The organism is Microbulbifer variabilis (assembly GCF_052468405.1).
This window is the reverse complement of record NZ_CP174343.1, coordinates 3,735,730-3,759,704: the sequence shown is the minus strand read 5'-3', so window position 1 is coordinate 3,759,704 and position 23,975 is coordinate 3,735,730. Positions and strand designations below refer to the sequence as shown.

The 23,975-nt window shown below is 43.8% G+C and carries 25 protein-coding genes; 19 read left to right on the top strand and 6 right to left on the bottom strand.

Going from position 1 to position 23,975, the window contains the following annotated elements; genetic code table 11:
* Window positions 1-149: 149 nt before the first annotated feature.
* The 14 genes from ACJJJB_RS16980 to ACJJJB_RS16915 all read left to right on the top strand — a co-directional run bounded on the left by ACJJJB_RS16980 (window position 150) and on the right by ACJJJB_RS16915 (window position 12,687).
* Window positions 150-1,973, top strand: coding sequence for a collagen-like domain-containing protein (locus tag ACJJJB_RS16980; protein WP_445365216.1), 1,824 nt, complete (start codon window positions 150-152; stop codon window positions 1,971-1,973).
* A gap of 11 nt (window positions 1,974-1,984) precedes the next feature.
* Window positions 1,985-2,920: an immunoglobulin domain-containing protein gene (locus ACJJJB_RS16975; RefSeq protein ID WP_282952288.1), complete on the top strand. Its 936-nt coding sequence runs from the start codon at window positions 1,985-1,987 to the stop codon at window positions 2,918-2,920.
* 9 nt (window positions 2,921-2,929) lie between these two features.
* Entirely contained in the window at window positions 2,930-3,574 is a 645-nt protein-coding gene (locus tag ACJJJB_RS16970; RefSeq protein WP_020414333.1) for a 2OG-Fe(II) oxygenase family protein, read from the top strand.
* Window positions 3,561-4,160 (top strand): prolyl hydroxylase family protein, encoded by a 600-nt coding sequence (locus ACJJJB_RS16965; RefSeq protein WP_020414334.1) that lies wholly within the window; start codon window positions 3,561-3,563, stop codon window positions 4,158-4,160. The genes ACJJJB_RS16970 and ACJJJB_RS16965 overlap by 14 nt, the downstream gene beginning before the upstream one ends.
* A gap of 13 nt (window positions 4,161-4,173) precedes the next feature.
* Complete coding sequence (locus ACJJJB_RS16960; RefSeq protein ID WP_020414335.1) at window positions 4,174-4,722, top strand: phage tail protein I; 549 nt, start codon at window positions 4,174-4,176, stop codon at window positions 4,720-4,722.
* A 78-nt stretch (window positions 4,723-4,800) separates the two neighbouring features.
* Window positions 4,801-6,108 (top strand): phage tail-collar fiber domain-containing protein, encoded by a 1,308-nt coding sequence (locus ACJJJB_RS16955; protein ID WP_020414336.1) that lies wholly within the window; start codon window positions 4,801-4,803, stop codon window positions 6,106-6,108.
* Between the two features lie 17 nt (window positions 6,109-6,125).
* Window positions 6,126-6,752, top strand: coding sequence for a hypothetical protein (locus tag ACJJJB_RS16950; protein ID WP_020414337.1), 627 nt, complete (start codon window positions 6,126-6,128; stop codon window positions 6,750-6,752).
* Window positions 6,753-6,791: 39 nt separating this feature from the next.
* The gene (locus tag ACJJJB_RS16945) at window positions 6,792-8,300 is read left to right on the top strand and encodes a phage tail sheath subtilisin-like domain-containing protein (RefSeq protein WP_445365215.1); all 1,509 of its coding nucleotides are present in this window, start codon (window positions 6,792-6,794) and stop codon (window positions 8,298-8,300) included.
* 33 nt (window positions 8,301-8,333) lie between these two features.
* Window positions 8,334-8,843 (top strand): phage major tail tube protein, encoded by a 510-nt coding sequence (locus ACJJJB_RS16940; protein ID WP_444946057.1) that lies wholly within the window; start codon window positions 8,334-8,336, stop codon window positions 8,841-8,843.
* A gap of 100 nt (window positions 8,844-8,943) precedes the next feature.
* Complete coding sequence (locus tag ACJJJB_RS16935) at window positions 8,944-9,216, top strand: phage tail assembly protein (protein ID WP_020414340.1); 273 nt, start codon at window positions 8,944-8,946, stop codon at window positions 9,214-9,216.
* 254 nt (window positions 9,217-9,470) lie between these two features.
* Window positions 9,471-11,105: a phage tail tape measure protein gene (locus tag ACJJJB_RS16930; protein ID WP_445365214.1), complete on the top strand. Its 1,635-nt coding sequence runs from the start codon at window positions 9,471-9,473 to the stop codon at window positions 11,103-11,105.
* Window positions 11,105-11,509, top strand: coding sequence for a phage tail protein (locus ACJJJB_RS16925; protein ID WP_444946059.1), 405 nt, complete (start codon window positions 11,105-11,107; stop codon window positions 11,507-11,509). Before ACJJJB_RS16930 ends, ACJJJB_RS16925 begins: the two co-directional genes overlap by 1 nt.
* On the top strand, window positions 11,499-11,708 hold the full coding sequence (locus ACJJJB_RS16920; RefSeq protein WP_445365213.1) for a tail protein X: 210 nt from the start codon (window positions 11,499-11,501) through the stop codon (window positions 11,706-11,708). Before ACJJJB_RS16925 ends, ACJJJB_RS16920 begins: the two co-directional genes overlap by 11 nt.
* Before the next feature lie 10 nt (window positions 11,709-11,718).
* Window positions 11,719-12,687 (top strand): contractile injection system protein, VgrG/Pvc8 family, encoded by a 969-nt coding sequence (locus ACJJJB_RS16915; RefSeq protein ID WP_444946061.1) that lies wholly within the window; start codon window positions 11,719-11,721, stop codon window positions 12,685-12,687.
* Window positions 12,688-12,877: 190 nt separating this feature from the next.
* Here ACJJJB_RS16915 and ACJJJB_RS16910 read toward each other — a convergent pair whose 3' ends face one another.
* The gene (locus tag ACJJJB_RS16910) at window positions 12,878-13,345 is read right to left on the bottom strand and encodes a hypothetical protein (protein WP_445365212.1); all 468 of its coding nucleotides are present in this window, start codon (window positions 13,343-13,345) and stop codon (window positions 12,878-12,880) included.
* A gap of 659 nt (window positions 13,346-14,004) precedes the next feature.
* On the opposite strand from ACJJJB_RS16910, the gene ACJJJB_RS16905 reads away from it, so the two are divergent.
* Window positions 14,005-14,487 (top strand): hypothetical protein, encoded by a 483-nt coding sequence (locus ACJJJB_RS16905; RefSeq protein ID WP_282952297.1) that lies wholly within the window; start codon window positions 14,005-14,007, stop codon window positions 14,485-14,487.
* A gap of 325 nt (window positions 14,488-14,812) precedes the next feature.
* Window positions 14,813-15,133 carry a hypothetical protein gene (locus ACJJJB_RS16900; RefSeq protein ID WP_445365211.1) on the top strand — a complete coding sequence of 107 codons (321 nt, stop codon included), beginning with the start codon at window positions 14,813-14,815 and terminating at the stop codon, window positions 15,131-15,133.
* Window positions 15,134-15,924: 791 nt separating this feature from the next.
* Here ACJJJB_RS16900 and ACJJJB_RS16895 read toward each other — a convergent pair.
* Both ACJJJB_RS16895 and ACJJJB_RS16890 read right to left on the bottom strand, forming a co-directional pair.
* Window positions 15,925-16,356: a LytR/AlgR family response regulator transcription factor gene (locus tag ACJJJB_RS16895; protein ID WP_445365210.1), complete on the bottom strand. Its 432-nt coding sequence runs from the start codon at window positions 16,354-16,356 to the stop codon at window positions 15,925-15,927.
* Between the two features lie 95 nt (window positions 16,357-16,451).
* Window positions 16,452-16,724 carry a histidine kinase gene (locus ACJJJB_RS16890; protein ID WP_445365209.1) on the bottom strand — a complete coding sequence of 91 codons (273 nt, stop codon included), beginning with the start codon at window positions 16,722-16,724 and terminating at the stop codon, window positions 16,452-16,454.
* 1,017 nt (window positions 16,725-17,741) lie between these two features.
* Between ACJJJB_RS16890 and ACJJJB_RS16885 the strand changes: the two genes are divergently transcribed.
* Complete coding sequence (locus ACJJJB_RS16885; RefSeq protein ID WP_282952299.1) at window positions 17,742-18,014, top strand: hypothetical protein; 273 nt, start codon at window positions 17,742-17,744, stop codon at window positions 18,012-18,014.
* A 69-nt stretch (window positions 18,015-18,083) separates the two neighbouring features.
* On the opposite strand, the gene ACJJJB_RS16880 is transcribed toward ACJJJB_RS16885, so the two are convergent.
* Window positions 18,084-18,998: a LysR family transcriptional regulator gene (locus ACJJJB_RS16880; protein ID WP_020414350.1), complete on the bottom strand. Its 915-nt coding sequence runs from the start codon at window positions 18,996-18,998 to the stop codon at window positions 18,084-18,086.
* Between the two features lie 121 nt (window positions 18,999-19,119).
* On the opposite strand from ACJJJB_RS16880, the gene ACJJJB_RS16875 reads away from it, so the two are divergent.
* On the top strand, window positions 19,120-19,842 hold the full coding sequence (locus ACJJJB_RS16875; RefSeq protein ID WP_445365208.1) for an SDR family oxidoreductase: 723 nt from the start codon (window positions 19,120-19,122) through the stop codon (window positions 19,840-19,842).
* Between the two features lie 132 nt (window positions 19,843-19,974).
* Here the strand turns inward: ACJJJB_RS16875 and mmsB are convergent, their stop codons facing one another.
* On the bottom strand, window positions 19,975-20,865 hold the full coding sequence (gene mmsB, locus ACJJJB_RS16870; protein WP_445365207.1) for a 3-hydroxyisobutyrate dehydrogenase: 891 nt from the start codon (window positions 20,863-20,865) through the stop codon (window positions 19,975-19,977).
* 42 nt (window positions 20,866-20,907) lie between these two features.
* Complete coding sequence (locus ACJJJB_RS16865) at window positions 20,908-22,419, bottom strand: CoA-acylating methylmalonate-semialdehyde dehydrogenase (protein WP_445365206.1); 1,512 nt, start codon at window positions 22,417-22,419, stop codon at window positions 20,908-20,910.
* Between the two features lie 425 nt (window positions 22,420-22,844).
* On the opposite strand from ACJJJB_RS16865, the gene ACJJJB_RS16860 reads away from it, so the two are divergent.
* Entirely contained in the window at window positions 22,845-23,903 is a 1,059-nt protein-coding gene (locus tag ACJJJB_RS16860) for a hypothetical protein (protein WP_020414354.1), read from the top strand.
* The last annotated feature ends 72 nt before the right edge of the window (window positions 23,904-23,975 follow it).

Below are 23,975 nucleotides of genomic sequence, written 5' to 3'. Positions count from 1 at the left end.
ATGCACACTTAGCCCTTGCGAGGCTGATAATTGCTTGGCCTGCTGCCCTCTACAGCTTCTCTTTAAAATCCAAAACTGATAGTGCAAATGCCTGATATATGGCTGCGTCACTGTGACGCCGCACGTCACTGTTTAACCATTAGAAAATTATGAGCGAAATCACCCAGACATTAACTCTGGCGCAGAGCGGTGTAGCGGGCCCATCCGGCCCAACTGGCCCTCAAGGCGCAACAATTCATTGGGGTAGTGGTATACCTGCTGCGGGCCTCGGTAACAATGGCGACCAATACTTGGACTATGATAGTGCCGACCTGTATGGAAAAAGTGATAACAGTTGGGCGAAGTTGCGTAATCTACGGGGCCCCCAAGGCCCAAAAGGAGATAAGGGCGATAAGGGTAACCAGGGTATACAAGGAATTCAGGGCGAACAGGGCCTGGGTATTTTCGCTGGTAATGGTATACCTGCAGACAGCCTGGGCCGAAATGGCGAGCATTATGTGGAGCTGGATAGCCCAAATAAAATTCTTTATCAAAAGAGTGTTGGTAGTTGGTCCATAATTGGTAACTTGGCCGGTCCCAAGGGCGACTCCGGGCGCGGTATTTCCAGCATGGAAGTTTTAGTTGATGGCACCTTGCGAATTACCTATACCGATGGAGTAAAAGAAAACACCGGCCCCTTTCCAGTAGAGGGCTTGGGGAGGCGGGTTTGCAATTTAAAGAATGCGGGAATGAGCAGTGCAAATTATTGGGCGAAAATTGCTACATTCAATATGCCCAATTCTGATTATGCCAATGCCACATCGATTTTATTATTGACAACTAATGGTTCATCTATTCGTGGTCATGCAATGGTGAGTGTCCATGTCGTTCAGCAGACCGCACCAAATACCCTAGTGTCCGATAGCGGTATCTCCTATGCATTTAACCATAGTGGAGCTTTTAAAGATGACGCTTTTCGGCTGATTAGTGCGGGGTATGGTCAGCCGGTTGAGCTGTGGGTACAGAAGGCTGTTGATCACTTCGGAGTAAGTGTATTCGAAATTGGCGCGACGAAATCTAATGGCGTATCTACTACCTACAATGATGAGGCCGTTTGGCAGGCTGCGGAACCTAGCGCAGCTTATATAAAACAATCTGGCGGATTGACTTATGGCGATAATAAAAAAATCTATCATGAAGGGCAAAAGCCTACCCCAGCAGAAATCGGTGCGATAAAAACCGGTGGTACTGTTTCAGTCAGCGGTAATGCCAATGGCTCAGCAAGTTTTGATGCAAATGGCGATCTCTCATTGAATTTGAACGTTAACTATGCCACTAGTGCTAATAGTGCTACCAGTGCTACTAGTGCGGGGAATGCGGATACCGTAGATAATTTACACGGTTCACAACTTATCCGTTCTGATACTGATGATAATGTAACAGGACATACTGAATGGCAGGACCTCAAGGAGGTTCGTTGGGGCAACAGTGCGGATATGCGTATGATGCATAGCGGAAGCCACGGTTATTTGAGTCTACATACTGGTGACTTATATATTCGCTCGGGCACCACAACGAAATATTTGTTCGATGTTTCCAATGGTAATTTCCATGCTGATGGCCATGTGTATTGGCAGTCTAGTTCGGTTGGATCAGACCCAATTCTTAAAACCAATGTACGCACGATTGACAAGCCAATTTCCAGATTGAAAAAACTTAATGGCGTTCTTTTCGATTGGAAAGACAGTGGTCGTGGTTCTGGCGGTTTGATGAGCCCCGATATTCGTAAAGCACTACCAGGTACTGTTTACAAATCAAAGTTCAGGAGGAATGGTAAGCGGTATGATCAGGCCGATTATAATGTTGTGACGGGATTACTCGTTGAAGTATGTAAAGACCAGGAAGCACGACTTGAACAGCAGGCTGATATCATCAAAGAATGTAGTAAAACGATAAAAGAGCTGCGGAAAAATCAGCGAGATCAAACTAAATAGCGGGGATAATTATGGCAACTATGCCCAGTAGCGGCCAGGCTAGTAGTGCCAATCTACAAAGTGTATTTGGACAGAGTGGTGCCGGTAATACTTCACAATTTTATCGAGGCGGCAGTTTTGTACCGAACATTTCACAAAATAATAATATTCCGACTTCAGGTGCTGCTGATAGTGCAGATTTCTATAGCGCTACCGATTATGTAGCTATGGGTACACCATCTTTATCTGGTACCACAGTCAAGCAAAATGCCGGTACGGGTTCAGTAAGTTGTAGTACTACATTGACATGTAGCCAACCGAGCAATGGCACTGGGAATTTTATTTACACTTGGCAAAAGGTCAGTGGTACCACTTTGTCAGTTTCCGCTAATGGAAGGAGCGTGACTCTTAGCCGCTCCGACACAGGAGAAATAACAACCAGCCAATACCGTTGCAAGGTGACCGATGGTGTAGGTACTGTCTACAGTAATACGGTTACGATAACCTTTCACCATTACCAGTTTCTCCCAGGTAATCTACCAAGTAGTTTTTCAGCGTCAGCGGGCTCACCGACTAACGCGGTAGCACGTTTAGAAATTGCCCGCAACGGATACATATATTTGGAAAGTCAGTCTAGTTCTCCCGTTAGTCAGGGAGCCTGGATTAAGCCTGCTAGTAGCACTGTAGGTGATAAATTCCAGATGCGCTTCGATAATGCCAGTGTATCCGGCGACAATTCCGATATTTCTGGTGCTTCGCCATCAGTAGGTTCTGTGGGGACTATTAATGGTACTCGCTATGCATACCGCAATCGAACCAGTAATGGATCCTACACATGCGGAGTGCGGGTACGTATAAAATTAATCGGTGGTAGTTACCTTTTTGATGACGTTATTGGCCTGAAAGCTACAAAATATTCTACAGTTGGTATGGGTATAGGCGTAGGTATGGGAATACATATTCCGTAGGAGAACTCGATGGAAATAGAACGTACTACGGATCCCCGAATTATTTACGTCCACGATGTGTTTAAAAAAACTGAATGTGAGCAAATTATCCAGCTAGCTGAATCAGTAAAATTTAACACGCCCGGCCGGGTAGTAATGGGGAACGGCGTGGGAAATGTAGTGGTCCCCAGTAGTCGCCGCTGTCATGAGATCTGGCTTAGTCAGCATTCTGAGCTGACCGATTTGGAAAAAAAACTGGAAGTTCTCTACCAAGATATTGCCGAATTATATCGAAAAAATGTAGCGAATGTAGAGGCTTACTTAGTGGCCGAGCCTGCGCGTATAGTACGCTATAGGCCAACCGGATTTTTTCGGTTGCATTCTGACTTACGCCATTGCCGACCAGGTGAATGGCGTCAATTAACTATGGTCATTAATCTAAATCACACTTATGGTGGGCAGCTGTTTTTCCCTCAGCAGAATGTCTGCTGTAATACAAATCCCGGGAGCGCGGTAGTATTTCCAGTATCTGATAATTACCTCCATGAGGCATTCCCGCCGGAAAATGATAATAAGTATATTTTGTTAAATTGGCTCTCTGCTTGTGAGGATATTCTTGCGGATAAGGCTGAACTAATAGGCATAAAAAAGGGAGAATCCCATGCTGCCGCATGAGTTAGCCTGCTTTAACCAGGGAGCTCTACCTCCAGCAATATGTGCAGAAATTATTGAGGCTGCTGAGAAACATGGTCGGTGGCTACGATCGGGTCAAGTTGGTTATACATCAGATAATTTTGTCGGTGATTCACGAACCAGTTCAGAAACTTGGGTTGAGCGCTATGAGCCACTGCTTTGGGTAAGGGATCAATTGATAGCGGCTGCTACACGTACTTTAGATAAATACTTAGGAAGTGGAGGACCTCAGCGTTACTTCTATGAGTCTCGTGTAATTCGTTACCAAATGGGTGAATACCTACGGGCTCACGAGGATAATCCTCGTCCGCTGAGTTTTCATGAAAATCCTGATCATGGGGCTCGTGCGGGGCACTATTACCTTGGGTGGCGCAAAGTATTCACCCTGGTCTTTTATTTGAACGACAACTATTCAGGTGGACAGCTAAAATTTTTGCAAAGTGGTCAGAATATCGCTCCGACTACTGGAGATTTGTTGCTGTTTCCACCCTCGGAGCTACATGAATCTTTACCAGTGTTAGAGGGTACAAAATATATTGTGACCAACGCGCTTTTTTATGCTGACTAATGGAGGGTAAATCTTGAATAACACTTTATTGCCACCCAATGCGAGCCAGTTGGAGCTAGCTGTAGAGTCTGTTATTGCTACCAGACTCAATGCAATACCGGTAAACATTACAGAACTCTATGACCCAGATAAATGTCCACCAACGTTCCTACCTTTTTTAGCCTGGCAACATAGTGTGGATACATGGAATGATAGTTGGCCTACCGCTACCAAACGTGCCGTAATTCGCTCAGCGTTTACTACACATACAACAAAAGGTACTCGATCTGCAGTAGAAACTGCAGCTGCAGCTTTTGGTGGAGATGTAGCAATTGTTGAGTGGTTTCAAACTGATCCTCCAGGTAAGCCTCATACTTTTGATCTGGTACTAAATGCTGTGGATGCATTTGGTAAGCCAGTGAGTGCTGAATTTCAGAAAGATATTGTGAAAGCGGTAACATATGTTAAACCGCTTCGTTCCCATTTCACTATGCGACTGGGGACACAGGCAAGTGCTACGACTTTATCTGTAGGTTTAGCGCGAGCTGCTGTATTTGACCGATTGCGGTTTACCGCGACCTAAACACTTTTCCCATAAATCTGCCCGCGAGTCACTCGGTATTTTTTGGCTGAGTGGCTCGCCCGTGCATGGAGTAAACCCGTGACACTCGCGCTAGTACTTACCACTGCAGGCCAGAAGGCCATTGTGGATGAGAATAACGCCGGTACTTTACCGGTAAAACTGTCAAAGATTGCCCTGGGTACAGGGCGCTGGAACCCGGATGCCAGTGCTACAGGGTTGCAACAAGAATTTAAAAGACTGCCTACCATATCCGGTAACGTAGAAGTTGCCAATGATATGCTGCATATCACCTTAAAAGATGAGAGCAGTGATATCTATGATGTTAATGAGTTTGGCTTGTATACCGATACGGGAATACTTTATGCCGTATATTCGGTAGGCCCTGGAGCCGACCCGGTAGGGAATAAAGGAGCCAATTCAACTTACTTGTTATCCCTAGATATCAAACTATCTGGTAGTAACGCGGATAATATTTCCGTTGGAGATACAGGCTTTAGCAACCCAACAGCTACCACAGAACGTGCGGGCGTTATTCCTATTGCGACTCAAGCCGAAGTTAATATAGGGAGCGTTGATGATAAAGTGGTAACGCCAAAAACGCTCCATCAGCGCTTGTCGGTATTGGCTCTTTCCAGCCACAGTCATGTTTATGCAACTACGAATCGAGATGGTTTTACCCGTTTGGCTACCCAGGAGGCTGTGGATGATGGAAATAGCTCAACACTCGTAGTTACTCCAAAGACACTGCAGAATAAACTCAATGATAATAAACCAGTAGCAGCTGGTACTAGCCAGAGCGGAATCGTAGCGCTGGCCAGTCAGAGTGAAGTTGACATTGGCAATGAAAAGAAAAAGGCCGTCACTCCAGAAACATTAAAGGGATATATCAATAAGCAATTTCCTGGTCAGTTAATTTATATCTGGGGTGGGGAGATCCAAGATTTGCCAGCTGGATACAAGCTATGTAATGGCAGTAACGGTACACGTGATTTGCGTAACCGATTTGTACTTGGCGCTGGAGACAATTATTCAGTTGGGGCGACTGGTGGTGCCACATCAGCAAGGACAAGTAAGAATGGTGCCCACTCCCACGCGATAACAGTTAATAACCACACATTGACCTTATCACAAATTCCTAGCCACCGGCACCATCATGATCTAGGTGCCTACACGAACGGAAGTACCGGAACATACCAGCAAAGATGGATACTTAAGTGGGATGGAGGTACTTGGGATAACGGGCTCAATACTTATACCCGCTACAGTGGTGGTGGTGGTGCACATAACCACACGGCAAGCGCCTCTACTCATGATGGCCATGAGCACACTGTGGCGATTTTACCTCCTTATTATGCGCTGGCCTATGTACAGCGTATAGCACCATAAATCTAGAGGCAAAGATAATGCAACTGACGATTATGGCTACCGAGAGCTTAGTTACAGTGGATGGTAACACTGTGGAAATGGACTTGGCTGACTACGATATTCTCGATGCAGTGCACGCAGTACAGTTCGATGGCGTAGAGGGAGAGATTGAATGGCAAGACCCCATTCGCCCTAATGATGTAATTTTAACTCTCGATGATTTTCAGCAGGTAATTGCTGACCATGCCACTCTGTGGGCAGAGCTGCAGGTTGATACCCGTAGCGAGGAACAGAGACGTGCTGATGCTTTAATCAGCATTGATCACTTTGCCGGCCAAGTACGTGCTCAACTCTTAGGGCCCGGTGAATTTATGCATGAAGAACGTCGCCGAGCTTATGAAGTAGCAATAGCTTATGAGGTTGATGGATTTCCTGGCCCCACCCCTCTAGCTGTACAAGTACAAATGGATACTTCTGGACAAACTGCTGTAGAAGCAGTGGCAGAAATTAAATTTCAACATAGTGTCTGGCTCGAGGCACTCGACCAAATCCGCGATCTCCGCCTACGTGGTAAGGCTCAGATTTTGGAGCTTGCGGAGGGCTCAGACTATGGGGCCCAAGCGCAACAAACTATTGATGAACTGGCGGCACTGGCTATCAGCTGATGTCTCTACTAACTGATCACTAAAAGCAGGAGCTATTCTATGAGCACCAACATTTTACACGGCGTAGGGGTAACCCATAGTGACGCCGGCGCACGCGATATCAACCTAGTCAAACTGGGTTGTATTGGTATTGTGGGGACGGCCCCAAATGCTGCGGCAGCAACCAATGCCTCTTTGGCTATTGGCACTACTGAAGCAAATACAGAGCTTGTTTTTTCGGCAGCAAGCCCTGGCAATGCGGGCAATGCCATCAGTATTGAGTTTGTCAATCCAAATACCGCAGATGCCGTTCTCTCCATTAACATTAATGGTAAATCAGTAACGGTATCACTCGCCACAGATTCAAGTAGCAAGCTTATTAGCACAGCTGATAATGTTCGCACGGCATTAGCAGCAAATGCGGAGGCTTCAGCACTATTTTCTGTGGCAAACGGTGATAGTGATGGTAGTGGTGTTCTTTCGCCGCAGCCAGCACTCCGGATGTCTGGCGGTACCGATGAACCTTTCCCTCTCAACAAACCCGTATTGATTGCGGGTTCTGAACTGCAGGCATCAGCATTGGATACATTGGGTACTGCTAAAGGCAGTTTACCTGATGCTCTTGATGCCATTTTAGATCAGGCCGGTGCTTTAATTGTAGTAGTAAGGGTAGCAGAAGGCCCTGATGACTCCTCCACTCGTGCAAACGTTATTGGGGGCGAAAGCGCTGGCCAATATACTGGTTTACATTCATTACGTGGTGCGGAAAGTGCTGTGGGAGAGCGCCCCCGTATTGTGATTGCCCCAGGCTTTTCATCTGATCCGGCAGTCGCGAGTGAAATGAACGTCGTCGCTGATCGAGTTAAAGGCGTTGCATATATTGATGCCCCTGACACCGATGATGCTGCTGCAAAAGCATTTCGAACTAACTTCGGCAGTAAGCGTCTACAGATTTTTGATCCGTTCGTGCTCAAATTTGATAAGAACAGTGGAGATAATAAACGAGTCCCTCTGTCGGCGATTGCCGCAGGTATCCGTGCTAAGCGAGACAGCGAAGAAGGTTTTTGGGCATCCATCTCCAATCAGGAAATTTCAGGAATTGTTGGTAGCAGTCGCCCTGTAGATTTCATTCAAGGTGACCCTAATAGCCGCGCTAACCTGCTGAATCAACATGAGATTACAACAGTGATTCGCCAAGGTGGTTTTCGTCTGTGGGGAAACCGTACTTGTTCTGCAGATCCCAAGTGGGCATTTGAAACGCATGTACGTATCGCTGATGCAATTGATGACAGCATTCAAGAAGGTGTTGCTTGGGCAGTAGATCGTAATTTAAATCGAACCTTTTTTGAAGATGTCGCAGAAAGTGTTAATAACTTCTTACGTCGCTTGACTCTGCTTGGAGCAATTCATGGAGGCACTTGTACCCCAGATCCAGAGCTTAATAGTACAAGTGAATTGGCTGCTGGACGAGTGTACTTCAACGTAGAATATACCCCTGTTGGTATCGCAGAGAGTATCCGCTTCCAAGTTGCTAGCACTAATCGCTACCTAACCGATCTGGTAGCTTAATTTAATAATATTTTCGACTGCGCGGGGAAACAAATGCAAGGTTTTATTTTTAAAGATATGGAGCTCTTTGCCGATGGTAAGGGGTATGCCGGTTTGGTGGAAGAGTTTGAAGCACCTAGCCTCAAAGTCGTTACTGAAGACTATAACGGTGGCGGATTAGGAGCCGCTATTGGTGTAGATATGGGCAGGGTTGAAAAACTGGAAGCTAGTTGGACCCTGGCAGGCTACCATGCCGAAACATTGGCCCAGTGGGGTCAAGCAGGGCAAGCCGGTACACCCCTGACCCTACGCGCGGCAGCTCAAAGTGAAGCCGATGGCTCGGTGGTACCGGTGGTTATTAAGATGCGAGGGCTGGTACGTACTTATGAAGCTGGTTCTCATAAGCCCGGTGAGATGAACAAACAGAAATACAGCGCGGAACTGCGTTATTACTCTGTGAGCATTGATGGTCGTCAAGTCGTTGAGATTGACGTGTTAAATGGTAAGCGTGTTGTTGATGGTGTTGACCAGACGGCAGAGCTTCGCGCTGCTATTGGCCGATAACCCAGGCTCTTAAGAGTTTTCAATTCCCTCTTTTTTTATCACTCTCTAAATTGACTTGCCCACAGGCTCTTAATGCTTGTGGGCTTTTTTTGAGGAAAATATGTCCGAGAACGTAATTAAGCTGGATTTTCCAGTTGAATATCAAGGTATTATCTATTCCGAATTGCAAATGCGGCGTCCCAAGGTGCGTGACTTGCTAGCTATTGAACGTAAACAAAAAGAATCAGAACGCAAACGCCAGCCAGTGGGAGATGGTGAGCTGGCAACTGAAACCTATGCCAATCTCTGTGAAGTCTCCCCTGCAGTCATTGAAGATATGGATGCTGCAGACTTCAAAAAACTAGATGAGACCTATGAAGGTTTTTTATCCTAAGCGCCTCTGCTATCCGAAGACTATTAATAACTTTGGCTAGCTGGACTGGCTGGAGTCTCGCAGAACTCTCAAATATGAGTTGTGAGGAACTGAGTAGTTGGGTTGATCATCTGCCTAAAGATGAAGCTGTACCGAGGCAATCTATCTAATTTATCCCCTTTGGATCCGTATCCATGAGCAAGTTTTCCCTATTAGTGAGCCTAGATGGCACCTTAACGTCTGGATTTAAAAGTGCTGTTACACAAGGCCAGACAATGTTGCAGCGCTTTAGTAAGTCTATTAACGAGACCGATGAAGCAATGGCTGCGGCCGAGGGCTTAAAAAAGCAACGAGATGGTCTTTCCAAACTGGAAAGGCGTTACGAGGCCAGTAGTATTAAAGGGGAGAGAGCTCGTCAGGTTGTTGAGCGTAAACGTAAGGAGCTTTGGAGAGCAGCCACAGCAGCTCAAAAATATGGTATCAGTGTTGCTAATGTGGATCGAAAATTAGAGCGCTTAGAAAGACGCTCGGCAGGCCTTAAATCCCTAGGGCGTCTACCTGGCATAGCTAAAAAATCCATCTCTCACTTAAAAGGCATAGGAGCAGGTGCAACCACCGCAGCTTTAGGGCTTTTCAATTTTGTAAAAAGTACGGCTGACTCAGGTAATCAAGCGATTGATACCGCTAACAAGCTTGGGTTCACTGTAGAGGGATTGCAGCAGTATCGTTTTGCCGCAGAGCGCTCAGGCATAACCGCCAAAACCTTTGATATGAGCGCTCAGAATATGATCAAAGGTATTACTGCGGCTGCGAAGGGTGATGTGAAGGCATCGTCTGCGCTTAAGGATCTGGGTTTGGATGCACAGAACCTGGCCCAGATGAAACCTGAAGAACAATTGAAAGTTATAGCGGACGCTATGGTGACTATTGGAAGTCAAAGTAAGCGTATATCTATAGCGGATAAACTTTTTGGTTCTCAAGGCATCGACATGGTCAACATGTTGGGTGGTGGGAGTAGTGGGCTTGAGCAGATGCACCAAGAAGCTAACGCGACAGGTAATGTTTTAGACCGTAAACAACTTCAGCTGGCTGCGGATTTTAACACTAGCTGGCTAAAATTGACCACTACGCTTACTGGCTTTAAAAATCTCCTTGCTACTGAGCTGATGCCAACACTTATGAGTATGTTCAAGGATTTTACGCAGTGGCTACAAAAACCAGAAGCTAAAGAGTTTATCCGTGATTTTGCTCTAGGTTTAATCGAAGTGGTTAAAGGCGTTGGCTCTTTAGTCAGTAAATTTAGTGAATTTGGCGGAATAGCTAAGTCTATTGGTGCTGTGCTAACTGGAATAATGACTGTTGCGATATTGCCTTTTATTAGCTTGTTATCACTCCCTGGGATTATTATTGCAGGTATCGTTGCTGCCGTAGCCTTACTCTGGGTGCACTGGGACAAAGTTGTTGCAGCGGTTGGTAAGTTTGGAGATTGGCTTAAAGAGATTCGCGATAAAACTTTGGGTAGTTTATGGGATAAGCTACCTGAAGGTGCACGTAAATCCCTAACCAAGATCAAAGACTTTGCCTTCAAAATATTGGGTAAAAGTCCTTTAGGTTTGCTATTTCGTGGAGCCTCCTGGTTGAGTGGAAAGCTATTCGGTAAAGAAGAGAATCCTGAAAATCAGCCAACGACAATAGACACGCAAACAGACGTGCGGCCTCGAGGTGGCAGTAATATCATGGTACAAAATAGTATGAATTCCCCAATCAATATTTACCCCTCAGCAGGAGTGGATGAAGAGTCGATAGGACGAAAAGTAGGGGAAGAACTGGATAAACGCCAACGAAATCAAGAAGCGCAGCAACGCAGTGTATTGTTTGACCTGGGTATACTGAATGGAGCGGCGACGTGATGAACGTATCTGAAACTATGCTGAAATTAGGAGACTTTCCATTTGCTCTACAGACCGCTGGTTACGATCAGTTGCGCCAGGCATGGAAATTCAACTGGCAGAATAGTAACCGTCCTCGGGGGTATCCACAGCCTCAATTTACTGGGCAGGGAACACGTGACATTACTCTGAGTGGGACAATCTATCCTTTAGAGTTTGGTAAGCCTAATCAACTTCAAGAAATGGCAGATACTGCTGCTCAAGGAGAGCCTTTACAGCTTGTATCCGGAGTGGGTGAAGTTATGGGGTTTTGGGCAATTACCAGTATAGAGCGCACCGACAAAGATCCATTGGCAGATGGAGTGGCTCGCTGTGTGGAGTTTTCTATTTCTTTGACGTATTACGGAGCAAAGTATGATCACTGATTACCGTACAAGAGCTGGGGATGTCCTGGACCAAGTTTGCAAAAGTTACTATGGCCGAGAGTCCGCCGTACCCGAAGTGCTAGAAGCAAATCCTAAGTTAGCCCTTTTGCCTTCAGTGTTGCCAGAGGGCGTGCGTATAATTCTGCCAGAATTGAGCGAGGCGAAGGTAAAAAGTCCAATGATTAACTTATGGGATTAGAGGTTCTTCTATGCAGCCGCGTTTTGTAATAGAAGTGGATGGTATTGAAGGAAGTGAACTCAACCAAAGAGCTCTAGGGTTCACATGGGTGGATAAGGCAGGCCAAACTTCTGATACGTTTAGTGTCATTTTGGATGATACGGAAGGTCGCCTAGCTATACCGCGAAAGGGTGTTTTAATTTCCGCTCAGCTAGGTTATGGCAATGACTTACAAATGTTACCAAGGTTTGTTGTAGATGAGATTGAATTAAGTGGGCCGCTGCGTCAGATGACTATAACTGCCCGTGGTAGCAACTTTCGTGATAAATTAAAGACGCATAAATCACGTAGTTGGGATAATCTTACTTTAAAGGAGCTAATCACAGAAATCTGTAAAGATAACCGTTTAACTCCAGTTGTGGCTGAATCCCTAGCAAATCACAAGTTCCAGCATCTAGATCAAACCAACGAAAGTGATATGAACTTACTTACTCGTCTTGCACTGGAAATGCAGGCTATAGCCAAGCTGGTAGAGGATCGTCTGATTTTTGTTCCAGTAGATGAAGCCAAAAGTGCCAGTGGTAAGAAGTTACTTGAGATGCAAATTAACTCAGATACATGCGAGAACTGGCGATTTACCCTACCCGATCGTAATCTCTATAGTGGTGTTGAAGCTCGCTGGCATGACCCGCTTACGGCTACAGAACAATTGGTTTTAATCGGCGATCGCAGTGGGGCGGTAGATCGGTTACCACAACTGAGATCTGGACCAACAGATGCGGAAACTGCAGCTGCTGCTCGTCTACGTAATCTAAACCGCCAGAGCGGAAAGCTGTCATTTACCCTGGATGGAAATCCCAATCTTAGAGCCAAAACCCCTCTGCGCTTAAGTAACTTCCACCAGCAAATTGATGGTGTATGGACTGTGGATCAGGCTACCCACAGTATTGGGAAAAACCAGCGTTACACAACGCAAGTTCAAGCGGCGCTACAGCCATAGCTTGCTGAAAATTCGTAAGTATCAGAGTTATATTATTAGCTTTATGGTCAGAGAAATAGTTTTCATTCACGGTAAGTATTCTCTGCTTTATAAGTAGGATAACTTCAAAATCAGCTAATACACCTCTCTCGATAATAGGTGATTACTTATTAGTTAAGTATGTGTAATAGTAGTTTTCTGAGGTTGATGTTTAACTTTTTTGAGCCAGCTTCGCAAGTACCTGAACAGAAACCTTGGCGACTAACTCTGAGGAAATTTCGCCATTGTTCTCCTGGGCGTAACGATACAAGCTACCGTATGCATCAGCCAGTACCACGTCTGGTAAAGTATCCGGATCCAGTTCACACTCATCGCGTAAATAGATCACGATAGCATTGACGCACTTACCAACTAGCAGAAAGTCAATTTGTCGTAATTCTGTTTCGCCCTCACCCGTCGCCCAATAGCCAACACTACTTCCCAGTGCATTGGCGATGCGTTGCTGCTCAATTCGGTCTCTAGGCAATACATCATTGTTAAGCCAAGCTGCTGCTGTAGTCTTGCCAATACCGAACTCCTTGCAGAAGCTAGACAATCGACCACGCCCTACGGGGTAACCTTTTTGGGTGAGGAGCTTATGTAAACGTTCACTAGCTCCCCGGCTATTGGGATCTTTCAAAGTTTCACTCTTCTTACCAGTTTTCACTGTTTTCATGCTTCATTTTGTCTGTTGGTGAACCACTATCATAAGTCCATTATAAATGAACCTTTCAGCGGGGAACGAACGTCGTTTCCTTTAAGGCGCAGGCACATTCTAATCGGTAGAACTCACTACGCAACTATAGAGCATGTACTTTTGTACGAGAAGTTGATAACTCAATCTACAGCTCCATCTAGCAAAAAATTACCCTTTTTGTGAGGGGTAAGCCCATTCGAGATGAACGTTACACAAAAAATCTAGAAATAAATGTTGATAAAAGTACGCTTCAAATGTACATTGTTCTGCATGTTCACTTTAAGTGAATATTTGAGGTAGTCAGCTGTTGGCCTCTGTACTTTGACAAAACTCCTCCTGGCTTAATTGTTAGCAGGGAGATATTTATAGTTGAAATAACAACAAATACAAAGAACTAAAGCGCAACTGACGTATTAAGAAAATTCTCGATCATTAAATAAAGGAAAAAAGGTCATACCGGCTAAATAAAAAAACTAACCACGCTGACAATGAAAAAATGATATCACTGAAACTTGAAATAATTTATTAAGAGTTACTTACATCAGAGTGACATTCTAAAAATTATAGATCGCCTTTGTTCACAGGATTGGGACTATAGATTTATGGCGCAATTAGATAACAAACTAAAAAAAGCTTTAGAGCAACGCTTAGAGGAGTGGTTGCAATGGAGCTCCGCAGGGTATGACGGCCTTCCCCAAGGGTTATCAGGAGGCGGAAATATAATTGCTGCACTTATGTCTAGTGGTGGTGAAATAATACGATCAACTTCTCCGCATAATGGCTATCAATGCCCTCGAGCAGAAGAAGTAGATCGCTGTCTAATGACGTTAGGGCAGCTTCTATCTGAAGCTCGTCAAGTCGTAGAGTTAGAGTTACATGCTGGCAAGCCGGGCCTTGAAACTCAAGTTGCAAGAGCCAAGTCTATTCAAATGAGTCGTCGTCAATATGTGGAGTATCTCAATACTGGACGCTGGATGTTAGTTGGCATGTTGTTCGGAAAGGCTAACGCAGCAAACTTTAAAAAGACAGCGTTTGAGCAGCGCCAACCTCGCACCCCACGGATTAAAACCTGGCATGCAGAATAAGTATAAATTCATAGGTAGTCTCCTAATATGATTAAACACCCTACAGTAGGACGCCCTCGCCGGAAGACAGATAGTCAAGGCCGTCTACAGTGTTGCATATGTCGTTACTGGCAAACTCCAGAGAACTACTATTTAAACTCCAAAAATAGTAGTGGTCGCGATAGTCGATGCAAATCGTGTGACAGCCTACGACGTAAAGATGCGCGTCAGAAACGAAAACGAGTGGCCATAATTACAGAGGCTAAAAGTAAATTTATTCATTGGAAAAGGCCTTCAACCGAAGAGTAAATCTAATCTACTGAAAAGTTATATGTAGGAGTTTTAAATGGATGCTACAGTATTAGGCATAATGATAATTATTGTCTTATTACAGATTGTTAATTTAGGTGGTATGTTGTGGAATCGTTTTGGTCCAAAGCTACTTTTAATTAATTATACTGTTAGTGGGGGAGAGGCAGACAAAGCTTGGACTCTACATTGCAGTAATTTTGGTCGTGTTCGTGGACCTATCTCAGACGTTGGGCTAGACTTCTTGGTTAGTGAATTCGTTAAAAGAATGCAAGTAGATTACCCAGATATAAATGGCTATAGCTTGAATGGGGTAACGATATTAGATACCGCAGTACCGCTTCCCAAGGAAGATTAAATATTTATATGTATTTACTTATAGTATGAAGATAAGTAGATGTGAAGTCTCTTGCTGAGATGCTAGTTATAAGTGAAGAAGTTTATAGATTTGCTAAGGCTGCTCGGAATAAGATATCTGCAGAAAGTTATTTGAGTGTAATGATAGAGGCAACTTGAAAAGAAAGATGACTTAAGATTATCGGACAAATTTTTAATTGTAATTAAAAGAGCTTTATGTGAAATTCAAATTTTCATTTTTTAGAAAAAATGATGGTTTATGAATATATTGTAATAATTTTTATAATTATACTATTGTTCTAATAGGCCGGATGGCATATTGAGGTTTGTCTATATTAATTTTCTTATTGTGGAGCAGTCATGAATGAACTTAGCATGACCATTAATCTATAGTATTTTGCTGAAGTTTTTTACCAAATTTTACTGCTTTTTTTGGCCGATATGACATTTTTCTGTTTAGGCTAAAAAATTTTTATTAATAGGTAAAATTAATTTATGTATTTAAACAAAGTGCCCATAAGGTAGAGTTCTGATTAAATTTTTTTGGTAGATGCGGTAAGCAAATATTATCCCCAAGCCAGATTTTTACATGGTTTTTGTAAGCTTCAAAATAAAGTATTTTTATAATTTAATATTTAGGATTTTTTGTTCTACTCTTTCTACGATACAATTTATATTTTCTAGGTTTACTGGCGGTGTTGACTCTCCAAAATGACGTCTGACTTTATCCATGGCTTGGGGAAAATGTTCATTACGGATTGATTTCAACGGATAGTCGGTTACATCTGATTCTTAACCTTTAAGTGCGTATTCCTGATAGGCAGTGCAAAGAGCAACCTGAGGGCGGTTAGCCAGTATGTTAATCATTTTCAGGCCGGATAAAACAGGCATGTGAATATCCAATGGTATCAGATCAAATTCCTGGTCAGCTAGAAAAGAAAGTCCTTCAGCAGCCCTATAACACTGCTCTGCTATTTCAAGATCAACATGTATATGGCTTTGGTGTATATGGATATCATGAGCTAATGGTTCATCATTTATAATTAAGGTTTTCATAATTGTATTGTTAGTCGAGCATGCCAATGCTGTTCCTGCAACTACCCTTTGTAGGGTAAAACGTTTTGGTTGTCTTAATTGTAAACGATGTTTAATATTTTCCAGACCAATACCCACGGTGCTCTTATTGATAGATTGATCAGGTGCGCGATTAATAGATTCAAACATTAATTTGTTACTTTGCACATATAAAAGGATGTGATCAAAGCATTTATCGTGGCTGATTTCAGCACTATGTTTAAAGGTATTTTTTACTAGTATAATCAGTAGTAGAGGCGGAATTTTTTTTGATTCCTCTGGTAATTTATATCTATTCCAATCCTGCAGAGAAATTCTACTCCTATTTTTTTCAGTTCAAAATAATTTTGTAAATAGGCAGGTTTATCTTTTAGTACTACTTCAGCTGTTTGACCCTGATACACCAAATGGCGTAGAAGGTCAGATAATATCCGCAGCATCGGTGCCGCTTGATTCGACTGCATTAAGCGTAATGCATATAGACTGTTTAGTGTATTAAAAAAAGTAGGGATTAACATGTTGTTGTAACATTCTTAGCTCAGTCTGGGTCTGTTCATTTGTCAGTTCAGCGAGCTTCCGAGTATTGTGTTCTCGCTCGAAGGCCAAAATTAAAGGAGTGGTGACTAACCAGAAAATCAAGACCACAAGCAAATTTAGTGTGTCGAAAGGTTTATGATTTTCTGATGGTAATAAACTTAATGTAGGAATATTCAGGGGTAGTTGTAAGATAAGGGTGCCAAATAAAGGGTAAGATAGCAGTCAGGCCTATCGCCGTGCAGTTCATAAAACTGCATACCAATGGTTTGGCTAACGGTTTGGCTAACGGTTTGGCTAATGATTTGGCCATTGGTTTGAAATGGGATTAAATGAGATAGAGCCTTCTTGGTGGAATCCATAGCTAAGTATATAGAGCTGTTGATGCTGGAACGTTATCAGGGAAGAGTTGCTATGGAAGGGCTGATCTCCTATGAGCGATAGCGATATCAGAGCGCCGAAGTCCATAGTCATAAGCCAAATCTTAGCCTGGTCAGCGCTGAGTCCTCACATGGCAGGTATTCTCGTGCTACTTTGATTTTTGCTCGAGTGCGCCAGGTCATTGGTGACACACTTATTCTTGCTGCCTTAGGTGAACAGCATAGTTATCCAGCTCCACCAGCAAGCTCTTTGGATTTTTTTTGAAACTCTTGTGGGCAAGGCTCGAGCCCAATGAGAATTGATTGAAACTTTATTTATCTAACCGGTACCTGTAGCCAACTGGTTGGAAGAATTGATCGCAGGAAAATCTTAGAAGCTCCCATTTATTTCTATGGTAAACCCCCTAACTGGAGGAGGATGTTATAAAATATAGTTCATCCTATTCTGGAGTTAGTTGGGTAGGTTGTGTCTGCTGCTGATCAAATTAAAGTATTATGAAATACCTATTAATAATCGTATTGTTTTATTCATCTACATTATGGGCTTTGGAAATAGAACCTTTTCAAACAGATGGTTGTAGTGTTTTTCCTGATGGGACTGTTGAGCATGGAGAACTATGGATGAGCTGTTGCCTGGCTCATGACTACGCTTACTGGAAAGGCGGTACCTATGAAGAGCGCAAGCTGGCGGATGAAAAATTAAAAGCTTGTGTTGTTGGTACTGGTGAGGACGAAGTTGCGCTACTAATGTTGGTGGGAGTCCGTATCGGTGGGACACCCTTTTTGCCTACACCTTTTCGGTGGGGGTTTGGATGGCCTTATTTACGTGGTTATAAGTCGTTAACTTTGGAAGAGTTAGAGGCGATTAAGCGAGCTGATAAATCAGAGGAATAAATATTTTCCGAGACAAATTGTTAATAGAATTTTTTTTGAAAACAAGAAGAAAAATAAGCAGGTGCGGAGTTAACCAGCCGGACCATTTTCCAGTAAGAGTTGATATGCGTTAGGGAAGCGCTCTTTTAGCCATTCCATAAGACTGCGAACTCTTATTAGCTGGTGCTTCAGGGGTGGGCACACCATAGACAATATCGTGGACTCTGACCAGCCAGGTAAGATTTCTACAAGCCTGTTCCCGGCAATATCTGCTTGCACATAAACATCTGCCAAGCGAGTCACTCCCAGGCCAGCCAATGATGCGAGATGCATAGCCCGGCCGCTGACGAGTTTAATTCCTTGATTAGCTTGAACAACCTGTTGGGCTTTACCTCGTGTCATGACCCATTGGTCAACACTGCCATAAACCAGAGGCACCAGGGAAAGGTCAGAAGGTTTGGTTATAGGCCCGTGGGTACTTAAAAAGTCGGGGCTCGCGACATACCGGGTTTTAATATTATGCAGCTTGCGCACTATCAGCGATGAGTCCGGCAGCGTACCCATACGGATGACCAGGTCGTATTGCTCTTCAACCAGGTCTACACGTACGCTGGAAAAGTCTAAGTGAACCCGCACTTCGGGATATTTACGCTGGAAATCTATCACGAGTGGCGCAATAAGCTCTTCACCAATCACCCCGCCAACAGCATTTATCCGAATACTGCCTTTAATCCCTGCTTTGCTCTGAGATGCCCACTCCGCGGCAGTATCCAGCTGCTGCATTGCCAGTTTACAACGCTGGTAATAGCCCTCACCGATTTCCGTCAGCCGCAACTTGCGGGTGGTGCGGTAAAGGAGTTGGACCCCGAGAGCAGCTTCCAACTCAGATACTTGCTGGCTCAGATTGGCCTTGGAAAACCCACGGTGCTCGGCGGCGGCAGTAAAGCTCCCATATTCTGCTACAGATAAAAAGGCCCTGATGGCTCGCCAGGATAGTTTGTTCATTAAAACCAAACAATGTTTTCAGATTGGTGAGGATAATCATCATAGTCGTAAATCCTATACTTGGTCCATCAAATGAGTGCCGAAAGATAGACCGGCTATGGAAAAGAAAAGAGAGATTGTTATGACCAAACCACTTATTGTGATTACTGGAGCCAGCTCAGGCATCGGCGCCACCATCGCTCGGCATATGTCAGATGCTGGATATCCCCTTCTACTGTTGGCGCGCCGTTTGGAGAAGATGGAATCCCTTAATCTACCTAATACCTTGTGTAAGAAGGTAGATATCACCGATCGAGAGGACCTCGAAGCAGCAATTAGAGAAGCTGAACATCAATTTGGTCCTGTTGATTGTTTGATTAACAATGCCGGTATGATGCTTTTAGGTAATGTGGAAACCCAAAACCCTGCTGAATGGAGGCAGATGTTTGATGTGAATGTGCTTGGAACTCTAAATGGTATGCAGGCAGTACTTGGTGGCATGAAAAACAGAAAGCGTGGCAGTATTATCAATATCAGTTCACTGGCAGGAGTGAAAACCTTTATTAACCACGCTGCTTATTGTGGGACCAAATATGCGGTTACGGCCATTGGTGAGACGGTACGAGAAGAGGTCGCATCCAGTGGCGTACGTGTGATGACAATAAGTCCAGGTGCAGTGGAAACTGATCTTGTAAGCCATACCACTTCACAGGCAATTATTGACGACTATCTAAAGTGGAAGGATTCTATTGGTGGCGCAATAAATGCAGATGATATAGCACGCGCAGCACTATTTATGTATTCACAGCCTCAACAAGTAACTATCAGAGAAATCCAGATAGCACCTACAGGACAAGAGCGCTAATAGTTAATCCCAAGTATAATTTAGGCCTCTCTTTTATAGGGGCCTACAACAGTTAGGTCTAGTTTTCTAAATAGATTATTTTTTCCTGAGGAAACGCATTCGTACTTAATTCCAGCAGATTTCAGGTAGTTATCAAGTCTTCTGGAACATTCGCTGTATACTGGAAAAATCCAGCTCATGATTGCCTGCAAGATCATGTAGCCCGTAAAGATTACGGGCCAGGGAACCAAGTGGAGTATAACTTTGGCTGTTATTTGCAGCCTGCTGCGCAAGTCCCAAATCTTTACACATCAGCTTCACCATAAATCCACCGGTGTAATCCTTACTTGCGGGGGTATCAGACATTACACCGGGATAGGGGTTATATTTTTGCAGTGACCAGTTGGCCCCAGAGCTATTCGACATTATCTCGCTGAGTACAATGGGGTCGAGGCCATTATCTACCCCGAGTTGCAAGGCCTCGGCTGTACCAATCATATGAATGGCCAGTAGCATGTTATTGCAGATTTTTGCGGTTTGTCCTGCGCCTGCGGGACCAGCATGGAAGATATTGGCCCCCATATGCTGAAGAATTTCCCTTGCTCGCTCGACATCGCTATGGTTTCCACCGCACATAAAACTAAGCGTACCTGCTGCTGCACCGGCGACACCACCAGATACAGGAGCTTCAATAGCATGTAACTTTTTATCTTGAGCAGAAGCAAGAAGTCTCTTGGAGCTCTTTGTCGAAATAGTTGAGCAATCGATTACCAATGTATTTTCGGTAATTTGCTCCAGTAATTTCTCTTCATCAAGATAGAGTGATTCGACGGCACTATCATTAGGTAGCATACTCACAATAAAATCTACACCCACAACTGCTTGATGTGGAGATACACACTTTTCTATACCTTGCTTTTCTGCGTTATTGAGGAGCTCTGTAACGGGATCATACCCTTTGACCTGAAATCCAGCTTTTACCAGGTTAGATGCCATTGGAGCTCCCATATGCCCCAATCCAAAAAAGGCGACTGATGTGGCCAAGATGATCTCCTTAACTGAACGTAGTTTAATGCACTTTTAAATTTATTTGAGCTGTATAGTCATATTGGTATGCTCCGCATGTTCGATATCGGAGTCGAACCACCGCGCAGTTACCGTCTTCGTTTCCGTATAGAAGCGCACGGCCTGCTTTCCATAGGCATGTTGATCCCCGTAAAATGAGGCTCGCCAGCCAGTGAAGCTAAAGAAAGGTAGGGGGACAGGAATGGGAACGTTTATTCCTACCTGCCCCACTAAAATTTCATGCTGATATTTGCGAGCGGCGGCACCACTGGAAGTAAAAATTGAAGTACCGTTACCATAGGGGCAAGAATTGACCAGATGGATAGCATCTTCCAGTGAATCCGCATTGACGAGACATAAGACCGGCCCAAATATTTCGTCAGTGTAAATGGACATCTCTGGAGAGACATTAGCAAACAGGGTTGGCCCTACCCAATTCCCATTGGGGTAACCTTCGACTGATATATTGGAACCATCCAGCAGGCAGTCTGCGCCTTCTGCCTTTCCTCTCGCAATATACCCCAATACCCGTTTCTTGGCTGTTGGAGAAATCAGTGGGCCAAAGTCAGAGTCTGGATTTGTCCAATGGCCCGGTTTAACTTTTGCCATGGCTTCACGGATTTCAGGTATCCATTGCTGTGCTTCACCTACTAGCACCACGACTGAAATTGCCATGCATCGCTGACCTGCCGCACCAACAGAGGAGCCGATGATATTATTGATCGCAGCCCTCTTGTTAGCATCAGGCATAACAACCATATGGTTTTTAGCTCCTGCAAATGCCTGGACTCTCTTTAAGTGTTGAGTCCCTGTCTGATAAATATGACGACCTACGGGTACTGATCCAACAAAGGATATTGCCTTGATGCCTGGATCTTTCAGTAGGAAATCTACCTGCTCACTGCCTCCATGTACTACCTGTAAAACTCCTTTCGGCGCACCGGCCTCCTCAAAGAGTTCTGCGAGCTTACAGGGAGTAATCGGGTCTTGCTCTGAAGGTTTGAGGATAAAAGTATTGCCGCAAGCTATCGCCATGGGAAACATCCAGAGGGGAATCATTGCAGGAAAGTTGAACGGAGTTATTCCGGCACAAACACCTATTGGCTGGAGGTAGGAATAGCAATCTATACCATTGGCGACATTTTCAACGGTCTCGCCCATCATCAGGCTGGCAATATTCGCTGCGTGTTCGACCACTTCAATACCACGCCAAACATCGCCCTTGGCATCTTCAAAGGTTTTACCAGTCTCCTCACTCAGTATTTCAGCTAGTGATTCCTGGTTTTCCTTCAATAAAGCTTGATATTTCAACATTATCCGAGCTCTTATGGAAACTGGTGTATCTTTCCAGTCGTTAAATGCCTCGGTGGCAGAAATTACTGCATTTTGTAGCTCTTTTGAAGTTGTATATGGTGCATGGCAGAGTGTATCCCCAGAGGCGGGGTTGGTGACATCTAGCCATTTTTTGCTGTTAGAGTTTACCCATGTACCATTTATGTAGATTGGGAGTTTGGGAGGAATAGATCTATCCATTTTAAGAGAGTCAGGCTGGGAATTGGATTTTCTTATTTTAGATGTGATTCAAAAATAAAAGAGAAATTATCCGCCACATATTATTTAAATAGAACCTAAAATTAACCAGTTTTAATGATTCAAGGTTTTTTGGTCAGGCCGATATCCCTTGATTTCACTAATTATTGTTAAAATTATGTAATGGCATTCAATATAAAAGATATTTTGATTTTAATTGTGGGCTCTCTCTCATTTTATGCAGTCTAATGTTGGTGGGTATCCTATCTGGTTGATAAAGACTGTTATGCTCCTGTTCGCCAAAAAACCGGCTTAGCTGTTTTTAGCTCGGTGGGCTTTTCAATCTGACATTTATTACTATTTACATTTTTTGTAAAGGATAGTCAGTTATATTGCTGGTCTACAGTATTTCTCATGGGAAGGATACTATGCGCTGCTTTATTAAATTAAGATATTTTCTATTTGCTTCAGTATTGATTTTTTCACATATAAAAGGGTACGCAACAACTCTAGATGACGTAAAGGCTCATAACCCAACCTCAGATAAAACCTGGGCCGAACAGTGGTTCTACAATATTGCGGTTCCTGATGTAGGCTACTTCAAGGTCAGCTTTCAGACATATATTGCTCCAAATTTTTCTGACCCCATTCCAAAAGCCTATATTCATCTGGCTTTTACGCCGATAAATGGAGAATCTGTAAAATATGATTTGTTTTTGGATGAGGTGATTTTAACTCACCCGGATGATCCCGGTAAGTTTTATTATGAAGTGCCCGGAGTCCTTGTGGCTGATGATGAAGCTATTTGGGTGAACCATGAAAATTTTAATTTCAGTATGCGATGGAATGGTGAACACCATCATTATTGGCATGGTTTGAATCCGGGGCAAACACCATTTGGTATTATTCCTGAGATTCCAGGAGTAGGGGGGCGATGGTTTCTATACACGGTAGGGACTCCTATACAGTATAGCTTTCACGATGGTACACAATCACTGATGGGAGTAGGGTATGCCCAGCTGGACAAAGGTTGGTATGACAAAGAGTCCAGTGCGGGGATGGCATACAGTATGGGGCTATCTGATAAACTTTACTATATGTTTACTGGAGCCAAGCTTGGTAATTCTGACTTTGAAATGTGGGCCGGTCGGTATATTTCTGATGAGCACGATTTGATATTCTATCCTGCGTTTAATAATTTATCTGTTAAAAGGGTGATAGACTCATGTTCTGGATTTATGAGAATTGAACTCAATAAGATAAGATATAAGCTTGTTGTGGAAGCTAAGGCTGATATCAATAGTTTCTATCCTCTTGAATTTCCTTCTGTAATTATTTTTGGTGGGGAGCAGAGATATATGAAATCTATGCAGGCTAACGTAAATTTCTCGCTTTATAAAAAAGGAGATCTTGTTGAGACAGTCACAATGCCGCAAGCCTTGCTGGAGTTCAGTGGTCCACTAGCGTGTGATGATTTTTTTGAATAGCTGTTGAATTGATTTTACCTACTTTTAGTTTTTATTTGACATTCAGTGATACAAAAAGTATCACTGAATGCT